Here is a 14,549-nt window from a genome sequence, read left to right as displayed (position 1 = left end):
AAGATGAATAAAACTTGGTATCATAAAAGTCATAAAGTAAAAAATTAAGGTAAAAAGGTGATTTACTTTATTGGAGCTATGGATATGCTGGCATTGTTAGCAATATATTAAAAAAAGAATATTGTACAAAGAACATACAATAGCTAGGTTTAATCATAAATTAGCTTCAGTTATTGATAATAAAGAAGTATTTTATATTCTTAGATTTAAATAAATATTTATATTTAAATTTAAAAAGGAGAAAAATGAAGAATAAAAAGATTATAATAATAGTTTTATTATCTATGGCTGCCATATTATTAGTTACTATATTTAAAAGTAAATTTATTTCTACTGAAATAAATTATAGCATAAAGGGAAGTTTTGATTTTAGTAAAATAATTTCAATAAATGCAAAAAATTTAAATCGTAATTTTATTAAAAATATTAATAATTTTTATATTAAGAAGAAAATAAATACTGATAAAAATATTTCATGTTCTATTGATAATAATAAATTAAAATTATTAATAGAACATGGAAAACCTCGTGATGTAAAAATTGTATATTTAGAATTATTAAATAAATCCAATGACGTTAATATAATAAGTAATAATATTTATAAAAATAAAAATATTATTAAAAGTTTTATAGAAAATGGATATGAATATTCTAACTATAATAAAATTAATTTAGAAAATGTAGAAATAATTTATGATAATAATACTATATGTATTTTATATGAACAATCTGAGTATCCAAAAAATTCTTCAAATATGGTTGGAGAATTAGAAAATATAAATTTTAAAACATATGAAACAAGATTAGTTATCATTAAAGATAATATTGTGATTAAGGCTTACTGTCACTGGAATAGCAAAGATTTATCTATTTTCAAACAAGATTTAAATGAGTTATATGAAGTTATTAGTAAAAATATAAATTAAATATATATTCTAATTAAACTGGTGTTTTTACAAATATAGAGTTTTTCTAGGAGATAAATTTATGATCAAAAATGGAAATAATAATGTGATTATATGCAAAAATGAGAACTTACATAATATTGGTATTGGTTTTTATTTTCATGGCGGAGTTTTATATGAAAATAATAAAGTTAGAGGTATTTCTCATTTGTTGGAGCATATGTTTTTTAGAAAGTTAAATAATCTTTCCCAAAGAGAGTTATATAAAAAAGTGAATAAAATAGGTGTTGCATTAAGTGGTACAACTTATAAAGATTATATTAGATTTTATGCAACGGTTTTACCTCAATATTTTAATGATTTTATAGATATAATCGTAAATATATATGAGGATTTTTTATGGAGCAATGAAGAAATCAATGCTGAAAAAGAAGTTGTTAAAAGACAAATTGAAGATAAAAGTTTTTATCATTTTGATGATATCGTGAATAAAAATTATTTTGAGGGTAGCTGTTTTAAAAATGAAATTATGGGAGACTGTAATAAGATAGATAATCTTTCTTATAATATAATAAATGATTATAAAAGAAGATTTTTTAATAAGGATAATTCAGTAGTAGTATTAACAGGGAGTTTCAATTCTGACAATATTAATTATTTAAATAAGAAATTAGAGAGTATTTCTATTTTTCTTAGTAATCCTTTGATGAGGCAGCATTCTATTCCAACAAAGTTTTGTAAGAGGGATGAACATAATATTATGATAATTCCAAGTGTTTATGATACTACCGAAATTGAAATTAGAATTGATATAAGCAAAGAGATAGATATGCATGAGGTTGAAATTTTATTTAACATATTAGCTGTCGGAGACGGTTCTAGACTTTCATTTAAGCTTAAAGATACTTTAGGATATATTGGTGATTTTGATTGTGATTTAAATTATTACGAAGATTTTAATACTGTCATATTGGTATGTAGTGTGGATAATCATCTAATAATCAAAACATTAAATATAATATTTGAAGAAATAAAAAATATGAAAAATGATATAACAAAAGAGGATTTGGAAGAAGTTATTGTTTTTTCAAAAGACTTTTCTAATGTTATTGACTCATCAGAGGGGTTAAATGATTTAATCGGTTATGAAAGATTTGTACTTGGAAATAAAAATTATAATATTGAAAATGAAGTAAAAGTTTTTGAAATGGTAACGGTCAAAAATTTACTTAAGACAGCAAAGCGGATATTTAAATCAGAAAATATCAGTATATATGTAGAAAACAATAGTAATATAGAAAGAAAATATAAAGTAAAAGATTGTATTTATAAAATTAAAGAAGCATTATAAAAAGACCTAAAAATAAAGGTCTTTTTATTTAGTCATGATCATTACGATTTCCTCAAACCATTCCCCTTCAAAGAATTCACCTTTTTTAAGTCTTTTATAAGGTTTAAATCCTGCTTTTTCGTATGCTCTAACTGCACGCTCATTCACACTTCTCGGGCATATTTCGATTATATCGGCGTTTAGAGTATTAAATAAGTAAGAACACATCAATTTAAGACTTTTTGACCCCAGTCCTTTACTATGTCCTGCATCCGGAGCGATAAATATGTCTATTCCGTAAGCATTATTATATGCAGTCAAATCATGGTCTTTGTATTTTTTTTCATCGAATTCATAGTACTGGATATATCCGGAAGGTTTATGTAAATATTCTATGATACAAGGTTTAATCAAACTTTTTCCATGTATCCTGTCAAGATACTTTTCTTTTAGAGCGCTTAAAGAATTATCTTTATCTCTTCCTCCGTAGTATTTGCTGACTCTTTCGTCATCTCTCCATTTTCCGAGCATGAGTAATTCTTCATCTGTATCATTTAGCCTTCTGATACCTAAATCTCCGTTTACGGCAATATATTTTTTCATAAATAACTCCTTATAAGTGAATTATATACTTATTATATCATAAAGATATTATGGCTTTAATTGAAAAGTAAAAAATATTGGTATATAATTAATAAAGATTAAATAAGACGAGGATAAATATGAGCACAGTAGTAGATTTACATATGCACAGTATCAATTCCGACGGCACTTTGAATGCTGAAGAAATGCTTTATATGATGAATGATCTGAATGTGGATTTTGCGTCCATAACAGATCATGATAATGTTAAAGTTTATGAACAAATAAAAGAAGTCGATATTAAATTTAATAAACCGCTTACTTTAATCCCGGGTACGGAACTTGGGTGTTCTTTTGAGGGAGTCATAAGAGATGTTCTCGGTTATGGGATAGATACTAAGATAATAGACAATTTTGTCAGTAATAGATATTCAAAAGAAAATCAAGTCAAAAAACAAAAGAGACTGCTTGAAGAGTATAAAAGAGTATTTAAGAAAGTCGGGATCAAATTTGATGAAGATATTGCAGTTTCGAGAGGCAATAAAAGTGAAGCCTATATAACCATATATGAAAATCTTATAAAGTATCCCGAGAATATAGAAAAATATCCTTTCATTTCTAAAATTACATTATTTTTCTGGAATTATTGTTCCAATAATGAGACTAAATTTTTTGTAAATGAATCTATGGATTATCCTACGATGAAAGAAGGGATAGAACTTATTCATGATGCTGGAGGTTTAGCGTTTTTAGCTCATCCTTGTATGTACAGGATAGGGAAGTTAAGGACTCTTCAGCTGATAAATCATGCAATGGACTGTGGTATTGACGGTATTGAGGTAATGCATTCTCAGCATACTTTTGACGATAATTTATTTTTAGCAGAGGTAGCCAGAAAATATAAGCTTTTTAAAAGCGGAGGAAGCGATTATCACGGAGGAACCAAGCCTGACATAAGCATGGTGTCGGGTAAAGGGGATTTATATGTACCATATAATATGGTAAAAGATTGGATAGATAAAGTCAGAAAGATTAAACTGTAAAGGGGTGATATTTATGAATATAGATTTGCATATTCATACTAATAATTCGGATGGTGATGACAGTACTAAAGAGATTATAAAGAAGACTCGGGATAATGATATAGAACTTATATCCATAACAGACCATGATACTGTTATGGCATATGATGATTTGAAATATATAAATACCGATGGGATTAAAATCATTCCCGCTGTTGAATTATCCTATGCATATAATCATGAAATGAGGGATATATTGGGATATGATATTGATTTGGAAAAAATGAAAAAAATCCTTAAACGTTATGAATCAAAAGAAGAGGATATAAAAAAGGAAAAGGAACTATTAAAAGAATATATAAAAGTATTTAAAGACAACGGATTTATTATTGATGACGGACTTGAAATAATTGACGGAGAAAAAAATGAAGGCTATAAAAAAGTGATAATAAGTGCGGTAAGTCATGAAGAAAATGTTTCTAAGTTTCCGCAGATAATGAACCCTTCGGCTTTTTTCTGGGATAACTGCGCAAATAAAAAGAGTAGTTTCTATGTAGACGAATCAAGGTTTTTTAAGACCATTAAAGATACTGTAGAGATTATACATGAAGCAGGCGGGCTTGCATTTTTTGCACACCCTTGCATTCATCATATGTCTCATAATGAGGTAGGCAAAATGCTTGATGAGGCAAGGAAATACGGACTTGACGGGGTAGAGGTCCTTCATGCCAAACATTCTGATGAAGATGTTGAATACTTATTAAATTATGCAAATAATAATCGTATATATAAAAGCGGCGGGAGTGATTACCATGGAAGTCCCAAGCCGGATATAAAGATTTTGATCGGCAGGGGAAATTTAAATGTTGAGTTTGATTTGATTAAAGACTGGACCCAAAACTGCAAATATATGTTGTAATAAAAAAGGCTTGGATTATCTAAGCCTTTTTTATTTACTCTTCTATTTCTTTAATTATTTTACATGGATTTCCTGCGGCAACCACGTTTTTAGGTATGCTTTTATTTATAACGCTTCCGGCACCGATGATTGAATTTTCACCTATGGTTACTCCGGGAAGTATGATTACATTACCTCCAATCCATACATTATCTTCGATTATTACTTTTTTTGCGTATGAATATCCTTCTTTTCTCTTTAATGGGTTTTCTGCGTGTCCAACGGTGTATATAGAAACATTGGGAGCTATTCTGACATATTTGCCGATTATTACATTTGCTTCCGCCAGTATGGTGCAGTTGTGATTTATGAATGAATGTTCATCAATAGTGATATTTTTTCCGTAGTCACAAATAAAGGGAGGAAGTATATCCACGCTTTCATGTATGTATCCCAGCATGATTTTCAATAACTTTTTTCTTGTCTTAATATCTGTAGTGCCAAGATCGTTATACTCATCCATAAACTTCTTATTCTCCAAAAGTAAGTCCATTAACTCTTGGTTTTGTTTATATTCAATTTCGTTTATCATCTTATCAAATTCACTTAAATTTCTTTTCATATCGATCTCTTTCATAAAGAATTATATATTGATTATAACTCTTTATTTGGCGGATGTCATTAAATAAAGTATGTTTATATTTAAAGTCATGTGTCCTTATGCTGGGTTTATATTATTAAAACGGCTTTTAAGATAAATATATTTAAAGGTCAATATAAAAATATTGACCGTTTTTTTTATTTTTAAATTTTAAAGTTTGGTTTATACTGATTTAATATTAACCATATTCAATAAAAATTATAAATTTCTTGTATACTTTTTTGGTTTTATAAATATTATTTATTTTCTTTTCACCGGTCTGATATACTTGAAATGCTTTTTGGGGTCAAAATAGAAGTAAATTATTCTGCCAGGAGAAGTATCAAATAAGTAATCGGTGTCAGAAAAATCAAAATCTGCCATTGCTTTTTCGATTTTTACTTCTACACTCCTATTTTCCTGTTCATAATCGAATGGTCCGTGTTCAAAAACTATATACTTGGCTTTCGGAACATCGATCATCAACATCTGAGGAGGGGTTTCACCGTTAAAATCAATAGGAAGTCGAACGCCATAACATTCTGTACGAGGAAAACCCCAGTTGCATAATCTGCCGTTTGGGTCATTGATGTAAGCCATTATCTGACCGCTTCCGCTGTTTGCTTCACTTCCTCCGTTATCATCCAATTTCCCTTTAATGCTGTCCAGTAATCCGCAAATCGTTTCATAGTCCTGCCCCGGAATAAGGTTTTGTTTCTGCCAGAAATCCCAATATCCGTTGCTTTCATAGTTTTTAATATGCAAAAACTTGTGTGCGGGGATAGTTACAAAATAAATTTTAATGTCATCTGTAGATTTTATCATTCCAATTTCTCCAAATCCTAAAAAGTAGCGGTCGAAAGGATTTATTTTTGTACGAAGTATTATCGGTTTAGGATTTTTCCTATATTCGCTTGGTGTTACACCATATGCATTTTTAAAAGCCCTTGTAAAAGCTTCATTGGATGAAAACCCATAATCAAAAGCAATGTCTAAAATAGTCTTTTTGCTGTCTCTGATTTCTTTTAGTGCAAATGCTAATTTTCTACTCCTCAAATAATCTCTTAGTTGCATTCCCGAAATTTCTTTGAATTTTCTTGTTGTATGAAACTGCGAGTAACCAAGCTTTTTTGAAAGTGCACGTAATGTCAGTGCTTCGTCATTATAATTTTTTATACACTTATCGATTTCGTCAACGATTATTTGAATTTGTTTTCTCCATTCATACATATTTTTATTACCTCATCTCAATCACTCTATATTTATTATAAAAAATTATAGAGTATAATTCTTGATTTTAATTGCTTTTATATATCTTAAAAAGTATTTAATATTTCAATATATAATTTTAAATATTAAAAAAGGACCGAGAACAGTCCTTAATTTAAAATATTTTGTACGGTTTTAAAGTGCATTTTACAGACGTTATTTAATTCTTCTTCTCCGAATTTTTTAACAAATTCTTTTCCTTTTGTAATAACAATGCTGTTTGCTCCTAAAGGAAAATCGAAATCATAATGTTTATTCATGTTTTTTATCGTAGTGAGAAGTGCATCTCTCGCTAAAATACTTGCCGCCGCAACGGCTATATTTTGTTCGGCCTTTGGTTTAAATATCATTTCCAGATTTAGCTCCTTAAGACCGTTTCGAATTTGTTCTTCTCTTCCGAATTTATCCACCAAGGCTTTTTTAAAATGCTGTTTTTTATAAACATTTTTAATATTAGTTACATGAGCCCATGCTAAAATTGCATTTATATTTCCTATTTTTTTATATAACTCGTTATACTTACTTTGTCCTATTCTCAGTATCGAATAGTTGTTTGTAACTTTTTTTATTTCTGACGCAAGCTTTATTATTCTGTCATCACTTAAGTCTTTCGAGTCTCTTACTCCCAGAGTTTTTAATATATCATACTCATTTTTTTCTAAATATACGCTTCCTACGATAATTGGAGCATAAAAGTCACCTTTGCCAACTTCGTCGCTTCCGAGAAGAGGCGGGTTCATGATTGGATATAACTGATTTTTTTCTGCATCAAAATCGGAGGAACTTAAACTGTTCCCCTGAAAAATATCATATATATTATTTAATATTAAATTTAACTCATCGCTTTTACTCTGAGAAGTGTCCAAAGTTATTCCTTTTTTCTTACTGGAGTAAATCCTTATGATATTACTATCTATGTAAAATTGTAACCCGTAAGCTATCTTTTTAAAATCACTTACGCTGTAAGATACAAGCTCATTTGAATTTTTTATTCTCAGATATAAATCCTCTGGTGTCTTATTCATCCTATTTCCTTACGCTACCGGTTTTACGAATATCATTCTTCCTGCTGCAGTTTGAAGCACACTTGTTACGACTGTATTAAGTTCTTCACCTATTCTGCTTCTGCCTTCTTCCACAACTATCATCGTTCCGTCTTCAAGATAAGCAATTCCCTGCGAATTTTCTTTACCTTCTTTTATGACTTTGACAAATAGTTCTTCTCCCGGGAGAACGACTGTTTTTACTGCATTTGAAAGTTCGTTTGTGTTAAGAACTTCAACGCCTTGAAATTCTGCTATTTTGTTTAGGTTATAATCATTGGTAACTACTTTTGCGTCGATATCTATTGCTAGTTTTAATAATTTTGTATCTACTTCGGTTATATCCGGATAATCTTTATCCAAATTTACTACTTCTATTGGAAGTTCTTTTTGGATTTGATTTAATATATCAAGTCCTCTTCGCCCTCTGCTTCTTTTGACGCTGTCGGCAGAATCCGCGATCTGCTGAAGTTCAAATAATACAAAGTTAGGTAATATTATAGGTCCGTCTATGAAACCGGTTTTTAATATGTCCAAAATCCTTCCGTCTATTATTACGCTGGTATCCAAAATTTTTGCGACACCTATGGGAACTTTGGGATGTTTCTTTGTTTGTTTTTGTTTGAATGTTTCGTTTTCAAAAGGATTGAGCCCTCTGAAAAATCTTTCCGCATCCGGTGCCTTATATGAAGCTATAGATACGAATACATATATACATACTGCATATATTACGATAGTTATAATGCTTACTATCCACCCCGGTAAGTTCATGTTTTGGAAAGGAAGACATAATAAAGCAGATAATATAAGTGCAAGTATCAACGAGCCTATTACAAGCCCGATTTGAGTAAATGTAGTATTGTTTATTTCTCTGCTTATCTGAGCAAAAATACGTCTGAATGCTTTAGCAAAAAATGGAATAAAAATAATAAAAATAAAACCGAATAAAATAGCTGCTAATACATAAATTGTACCTTTGCCAAATGCTGATGTGATATTTATTCCAAGCCTTTGATATAAGTGTCCGCTATCTATCAGCCAGCTGCCTAACTGCGTTCCAACAATTGCACCCAATACAAAAATCAATGCATAAAGTGCTTTTTTCATCTTTACACCTCCTTCTATTAAATTTTCTATCATCGCTAAGGTATATACTACCTTACACTAATTGTATAAGAAATAAATGTAAATGTAAATAGAAAAAAGGTTAAAGTTTTATGAAAAGAACTTTAACCTTTTTTGTTAATAGTCTAATTATTGAATAATTTGAAGACACATTCTTTAAGGGTGCTGATTTCTATTATTTCTATATTTAAATTTGAAATATCTTCATGCTCGTCTAAGGAATTTCTTGGGATGATCGCTTTTTTAAACCCAAGGGAATTAGCTTCTTTTATCCTTTTGAAAATATTGTTTATCTTTCTTATTTCTCCGCAAAGACCTACTTCTCCTATGATTATTGTATTGATAGGTATTTCTTTTTTAAGCATAGAGGATATGACCGCGCATGCAACCGCCAAATCACTTGCGGTTTCTTTTACTCTCACTCCCCCTACGACATTCAGATAAACATCTGTAGAATGAATTTTTACATTGGTCATTTTTTCTATTACCGCTAATATTTGAACAAACCTGTTGTATTCAAATCCGGTGGATACCCTTCTCGGTACTTGAAAAGAGGACATCATTGCAAGAGCTTGTATCTCTATCAATACACTTCTGTTACCTTCCATTATTGAGCAGATAACGCTTCCGTAGCTCCTGTTTTCTCTGTCTTCAAGTAACAACTTCGACGGATTTGTTACGCATTCAAGACCTTTTCTTGTCATCTCGAATACTCCGATTTCTTCGCTGGAGCCAAATCTGTTTTTACTTAGTCTTAATATTCTTAAGCTTGAATTGGATTCGCTTTCAAAATACATTACGGTATCTACCATATGTTCAATGGTTTTAGGTCCCGCTATTGTTCCTTGTTTTGTTATATGCCCTACTATAAATACACTGGTATTTGTTGCCTTTGCAAAGTTCATAAGTAAATTTGTACATTCTCTTACCTGTGTTATTGTTCCGGGTGCACTAGGTATATTTGCACTCCTTACGGTTTGAATCGAATCTATTATTAATAAATCCGCTTTATTTTCTTTCGCACTTTCTATTATTTGTTCTATATCCGTATTTGATAAAACAAGGATATCGCTTCCTTTTAAGTCCAGCCTGTCCAGTCTCAATTTTAATTGTGAAAGGCTTTCTTCACTGGATGCATATAAGACTCTTTTTCCGATCATAGATACATTATGAGCTGTCTGCATTAAAAGTGTGGATTTTCCTATCCCCGGTTCTCCTCCGACAAGTACCAAACTTGATGCTACTATCCCGCCTCCCAGAACATTATCCAGTTCGCTGATGGATGTCGTAAATCTCATATCTTCTTTTGTATCTACGTCTTTTAAATTGGTGACTTTGGGAGTGAATACACTGCTTTTAGAGTTAACCAGATCCAGTTCTTTTTTGGAAAATTCGCTGAACGTGTTCCAATTCCCGCAGTCCGGGCATTTTCCCCAGTATTTGGGGCTTTCGTATCCGCATTCGCTGCATACAAATATTTTTTTATCTTTTGCCAAAATTCTATCCTCTTTGCTAATTTTTTTATATAAAATCATTATTATCCTGAAAAAGATTATAACATATAAGAAAAAATTTTCATAAAAAGATATTAAAAAACAACTACATATTTAAAATATTATCTACTTACAAAATAATATAAAATTATGCATAAATTTATGGTAAAATAAAAAAAGATGATTTATTGTAAAAGGGCGATAAAAAGGGCAAAAAAATTGGAAATATTTAATATTTTTTAGTTGTTACCCTTGACTTATTATAGTTCTTTTGCTAAAATATTAAATTACTGAAAATACAAAACAAGCCTAAAATTTGTATTGATTTTATGCAGTTTAGGACGGAGGAAACAACAGCAAATTGCTTGAATCTTTTATTTTAAAATAAGATGATTTTGCTGTGTTTTTCATGTTTAAATTAAGGAGAGTGGTACAGTGATTCATCCAGAGAAAATTGGTAGAAGAGAAAGAATGAGTTTTTCTAAAATCAAAGATGTAATGGAAATGCCGAATTTAATTTCTATTCAGACAGACTCATATAAATGGTTTATAGAGGAAGGTCTTAGAGAGGCGTTTTTAGATGTATTTCCTATCAGCGACCCAAGTGAGAATTTAATACTTGAATTCGTTGATTATATATTAGATGATACTCCAAAATACGATGTTGAAGAGTGTAAAGAAAGAAAGACGAATTATTCTGCTTCTTTGAAAGTTAAAGTTAGACTTGTAGTAAAAGAAGATGGTGAAATCAAAGACGTTAGAGAACAGCATGTATTCATGGCTGATTTTCCTTTAATGACCAGAACCGGTACATTCATCATCAATGGTGCTGAAAGAGTTATTGTAAGCCAACTTATTCGTTCACCCGGAGCATATTTCTCAGTTGAAAGAGATAAGTATGGTAAAGAATTATACAATGGACAAATCATCCCTAACAGAGGGGCTTGGCTGGAATATGAAACGGACGCAAGTGACTGTCTGTACGCTAGAGTAGACAGGACGAAAAAAGTTCCGATTACGGTTTTAATCAGAGCATTGGGACTTGGAACAAATGAAGAAATAATAAACTTCTTCGGTGAAGAAAAAAGGCTTATGACTACATTTGAGAAAGATTCTTCTTCAAGTGTGGATGAAGGTCTTATTGAAATTTATAAAAAACTCAGACCGGGCGAACCTGAAAGCGTTGATTCAGCTAAAGGTTTATTCATTCCGATGTTTTTCGACCAAAGAAGATACGACCTTATGATGGTTGGTAGATTTAAACTTAACAAAAAACTAGCTCTCTCTACAAGAATTACTGGCCAGTATGCATTCAAAGATATAGTAAATCCTTTAACCGGAGAAATCTTAGTAAGTAAAGATGAAATAATTGATGAAAAAACTGCATGGGAAATCCAAAACTGTGGAATCAATACTGTCGAAGTTAAAGTATCGGAAGACAGAGGCTTTAAAATAATCGGTAACGGTGTTGTTGACATAAATAAATACGAATTGCCTTTTGATGTAAGTGATTTAAATATCGATGAAATGGTAAACTTCAGAGTATTAAGCGAAATTTTAGACACTGACCTTTCAAATGAAGAGAAAAAAGAACAAATCAAAGACAGAATGAGCGAACTTCTTCCTAAACATATTACGGTTGAAGATATTTATGCTTCAATAAGTTATAATCTTGGTTTTGATCATGGTATCGGAACTTTGGATGATATCGACCATTTAGGTAACAGAAGGATTCGTTCCGTAGGTGAACTTTTACAAAATCAATTCAGAATCGGTCTTTCAAGATTAGAGAGAACTGTAAAAGAAAGAATGATTTCATTCGACCCTGAAGAAGTTACACCTTCAAGTCTAGTAAACGTAAAACCGGTGAATGCTGCTTTAAAAGAATTTTTCGGTTCATCTCAGTTATCACAGTTTATGGATCAAACAAACCCTCTTGGTGAGCTTACACATAAGAGAAGATATTCAGCTTTAGGTCCAGGTGGTCTTTCGAGAGACAGAGCCGGATTTGAAGTCAGAGACGTTCATCATTCTCATTACGGAAGAGTTTGCCCTATAGAAACTCCGGAAGGTCCTAATATCGGACTTATCGGTTCTCTTGCAACTTTCTCCAGAGTCAATAAGTATGGTTTTATCGAAACTCCGTACAGGAGAGTAAAAGACGGTGCTGTAACAGGTGATATAGATTATATCCCTGCAGATGAAGAAGGTAAATACACTATAGCTCAGGCGAATGAACCTTTAATGGAAAACGGTTCTTTTGAACATTCAAAGGTTACGGGTAGAGCAGGATTTGAAAGAGATTTCGTAACTGTTGAAAAAGATAAAGTAGATTACATGGATATATCTCCTAAGCAGGTCGTTTCCGTTGCTACCAGTATGATACCTTTCCTTGAAAATGACGATGCCAACAGAGCTCTTATGGGTGCGAACATGCAGCGTCAGGCTGTTCCGTTACTTAAACCTCAGGCTCCTATGGTAGCTACAGGTATAGAACACAGAGCTGCGAAAGACAGCGGCGTTTGTGTAGTAAGTGAAGTTGACGGTGTGGTTAAGAGAGTTACCGCAACTGAAATCATTATTACGGATGATGCTACTAAACAAAATGTAAAATACAAATTACTTAAATATAAAAGAACAAACCAAAATACTTGTATAAATCAAATCCCGATAGTAAAACTCGGTGACAGGATCAAAAAAGGCGAAGTAATCGCCGACGGTCCTTCTACGGAAAACGGTGACTTATCATTAGGTAGAAACATTTTGATCGGATTTATGACTTGGGAAGGTTATAACTACGAAGATGCTATCATCATAAATGAAAAGCTTGTAAAAGAAGATGCTCTTACTTCGATTCATATCGAAGAATTCGACTGCGAAGCCAAAGAAACAAAGCTTGGTAGCGAAGAAATAACAAGAGATATTCCAAACGTAGGTGAAGATGCACTCAGAAACCTTGATGAAAGAGGTGTCATAAGAGTAGGTGCTGAAGTAAAATCAGACGATATCCTTGTGGGTAAAGTTACTCCTAAAGGAGAAAGCGACCCGACTGCGGAAGAAAAATTACTTCGTGCGATCTTCGGTGAAAAAGCCAGAGAGGTAAGAGACACATCACTTAAAGTCCCACATGGGGAAAAAGGTGTCGTTGTAGATGTAAAAGTATATACAAAAGAAAACGGCGATGAATTAAAACCTAATGTAAATAAACTTGTAAGAGTTTATATTGCGATAAAGAGAAAAATTCAAGTCGGTGATAAAATGGCGGGACGTCATGGTAACAAAGGGGTAATCAGTAGAGTTGTTCCTGAAGAAGATATGCCATTCTTACCTGATGGAACTCCGCTTGAAATATTACTTTCTCCAATGGGGGTTCCTTCCCGTATGAACATTGGACAGGTACTGGAAGTCCATTTGGGACTTGCTTGTAAAGCTCTCGGTATCGAAATAGCAACTCCGGTATTCGACGGAGCAAAAGAAGAGGATATAATGGAACTTCTTGAGCAGTCAGGCTACTCAGCTGACGGTAAGATCCAGCTTTATGACGGAAGAACAGGTGAACCTTTTGATAACAGGGTAACCGTTGGATATATGTATATGTTAAGACTGCATCATATCGTTGATGAAAAGATGCATGCCAGAGCAACCGGTCCCTACTCACTCGTTACACAGCAGCCGCTTGGCGGTAAAGCTCAAATGGGTGGACAGAGATTCGGAGAAATGGAAGTTTGGGCTCTTGAAGCATACGGTGCTGCTCATACATTACAGGAAATCCTTACTGTTAAGAGTGATGATGTTTCCGGAAGAGTTAAGACTTACGAATCTATCATTAAAGGAGAAAATATCCCAAAAGCAGGTGTTCCTGAATCATTTAAAGTTCTTATCAAAGAATTCCAAAGCTTATGCTTAGACGTAAATGTTCTCGGTGAAAGAAATGAAATCATCGATATCAAAGATGACGAAGATGAAGACTTGGTAGAAGATTTAGAACAAGTAGAAGCAAGTGCAGACGGTGAATTTGTGGAAGAACTAGATGATATCGAATTTGAAGAAATCAGCGAAGTTGATATTCTTGAAGATGACGGGGACATTGAAAGCGAAGATTTAGATTTCCTTGATAGTGATATATTAAGTTCATCTTCTTCAGATGATGAAGATGAAGAATTTATGTAATCTAAGCTATTAAAGGGAAAATATAAGTGGGAGGTAAATTCCTTGAAAGAATTTAATGATGTAAATATAGAT

11 protein-coding genes are annotated in these 14,549 nt (G+C 31.9%); 5 read left to right on the top strand and 6 right to left on the bottom strand.

All coding sequences use genetic code 11. The annotated features are described in order from the left end of the window. Window positions 1-245: 245 nt before the first annotated feature. Both ANASTE_RS07500 and ANASTE_RS07495 read left to right on the top strand, forming a co-directional pair. Window positions 246-926: a hypothetical protein gene (locus tag ANASTE_RS07500; protein ID WP_007050392.1), complete on the top strand. Its 681-nt coding sequence runs from the start codon at window positions 246-248 to the stop codon at window positions 924-926. A gap of 61 nt (window positions 927-987) precedes the next feature. Beyond that, entirely contained in the window at window positions 988-2,256 is a 1,269-nt protein-coding gene (locus tag ANASTE_RS07495; RefSeq protein WP_007050391.1) for a M16 family metallopeptidase, read from the top strand. 24 nt (window positions 2,257-2,280) lie between these two features. Here ANASTE_RS07495 and ANASTE_RS07490 read toward each other — a convergent pair whose 3' ends face one another. Further along, on the bottom strand, window positions 2,281-2,838 hold the full coding sequence (locus ANASTE_RS07490; RefSeq protein ID WP_007050390.1) for a GNAT family N-acetyltransferase: 558 nt from the start codon (window positions 2,836-2,838) through the stop codon (window positions 2,281-2,283). 119 nt (window positions 2,839-2,957) lie between these two features. Here ANASTE_RS07490 and ANASTE_RS11445 point away from each other — a divergent pair, with 119 nt between their 5' ends. After that, a complete protein-coding gene (locus ANASTE_RS11445) occupies window positions 2,958-3,860 on the top strand; it encodes a PHP domain-containing protein (RefSeq protein ID WP_007050389.1) in 903 nt (300 codons plus the stop codon). 13 nt (window positions 3,861-3,873) lie between these two features. Beyond that, window positions 3,874-4,758, top strand: a complete 885-nt coding sequence (locus ANASTE_RS07480; protein WP_007050388.1) for a PHP domain-containing protein — start codon at window positions 3,874-3,876, stop codon at window positions 4,756-4,758. A gap of 34 nt (window positions 4,759-4,792) precedes the next feature. Here the strand turns inward: ANASTE_RS07480 and ANASTE_RS07475 are convergent, their stop codons facing one another. From ANASTE_RS07475 to radA, 5 genes are all read right to left on the bottom strand, one after another. Further along, on the bottom strand, window positions 4,793-5,359 hold the full coding sequence (locus ANASTE_RS07475) for a sugar O-acetyltransferase (RefSeq protein ID WP_039945347.1): 567 nt from the start codon (window positions 5,357-5,359) through the stop codon (window positions 4,793-4,795). Between the two features lie 279 nt (window positions 5,360-5,638). Continuing rightward, window positions 5,639-6,607: a helix-turn-helix transcriptional regulator gene (locus ANASTE_RS07470; protein ID WP_007050386.1), complete on the bottom strand. Its 969-nt coding sequence runs from the start codon at window positions 6,605-6,607 to the stop codon at window positions 5,639-5,641. A 149-nt stretch (window positions 6,608-6,756) separates the two neighbouring features. Further along, a complete protein-coding gene (rnhC, locus tag ANASTE_RS07465) occupies window positions 6,757-7,671 on the bottom strand; it encodes a ribonuclease HIII (RefSeq protein ID WP_007050385.1) in 915 nt (304 codons plus the stop codon). A 9-nt stretch (window positions 7,672-7,680) separates the two neighbouring features. Further along, on the bottom strand, window positions 7,681-8,796 hold the full coding sequence (locus ANASTE_RS07460; RefSeq protein ID WP_039945345.1) for a PIN/TRAM domain-containing protein: 1,116 nt from the start codon (window positions 8,794-8,796) through the stop codon (window positions 7,681-7,683). A 143-nt stretch (window positions 8,797-8,939) separates the two neighbouring features. Continuing rightward, window positions 8,940-10,310 (bottom strand): DNA repair protein RadA, encoded by a 1,371-nt coding sequence (radA, locus tag ANASTE_RS07455; protein WP_039945342.1) that lies wholly within the window; start codon window positions 10,308-10,310, stop codon window positions 8,940-8,942. Window positions 10,311-10,742: 432 nt separating this feature from the next. Here radA and rpoB point away from each other — a divergent pair, with 432 nt between their 5' ends. Then, a complete protein-coding gene (rpoB, locus tag ANASTE_RS07450; RefSeq protein ID WP_007050382.1) occupies window positions 10,743-14,477 on the top strand; it encodes a DNA-directed RNA polymerase subunit beta in 3,735 nt (1,244 codons plus the stop codon). Window positions 14,478-14,549: the final 72 nt, after the last annotated feature.

This window comes from Anaerofustis stercorihominis DSM 17244 (assembly GCF_000154825.1).
Classification (GTDB): domain Bacteria; phylum Bacillota; class Clostridia; order Eubacteriales; family Anaerofustaceae; genus Anaerofustis; species Anaerofustis stercorihominis.
This window is presented reverse-complemented; position numbering and strand designations above follow the sequence as displayed.

Excerpts from the sequence above, each read along its gene's own strand:
- ANASTE_RS07500 (WP_007050392.1), top strand. The coding sequence starts at position 246 with ATGAAGAATAAAAAGATTATAATAATAGTTTTATTATCTATGGCTGCC.
- ANASTE_RS07495 (WP_007050391.1), top strand. The coding sequence starts at position 988 with ATGATCAAAAATGGAAATAATAATGTGATTATATGCAAAAATGAGAAC.
- ANASTE_RS07490 (WP_007050390.1), bottom strand. The coding sequence starts at position 2,838 with ATGAAAAAATATATTGCCGTAAACGGAGATTTAGGTATCAGAAGGCTA.
- ANASTE_RS11445 (WP_007050389.1), top strand. The coding sequence starts at position 2,958 with ATGAGCACAGTAGTAGATTTACATATGCACAGTATCAATTCCGACGGC.
- ANASTE_RS07480 (WP_007050388.1), top strand. The coding sequence starts at position 3,874 with ATGAATATAGATTTGCATATTCATACTAATAATTCGGATGGTGATGAC.
- ANASTE_RS07475 (WP_039945347.1), bottom strand. The coding sequence starts at position 5,359 with ATGAAAAGAAATTTAAGTGAATTTGATAAGATGATAAACGAAATTGAA.
- ANASTE_RS07470 (WP_007050386.1), bottom strand. The coding sequence starts at position 6,607 with ATGTATGAATGGAGAAAACAAATTCAAATAATCGTTGACGAAATCGAT.
- rnhC (WP_007050385.1), bottom strand. The coding sequence starts at position 7,671 with ATGAATAAGACACCAGAGGATTTATATCTGAGAATAAAAAATTCAAAT.
- ANASTE_RS07460 (WP_039945345.1), bottom strand. The coding sequence starts at position 8,796 with ATGAAAAAAGCACTTTATGCATTGATTTTTGTATTGGGTGCAATTGTT.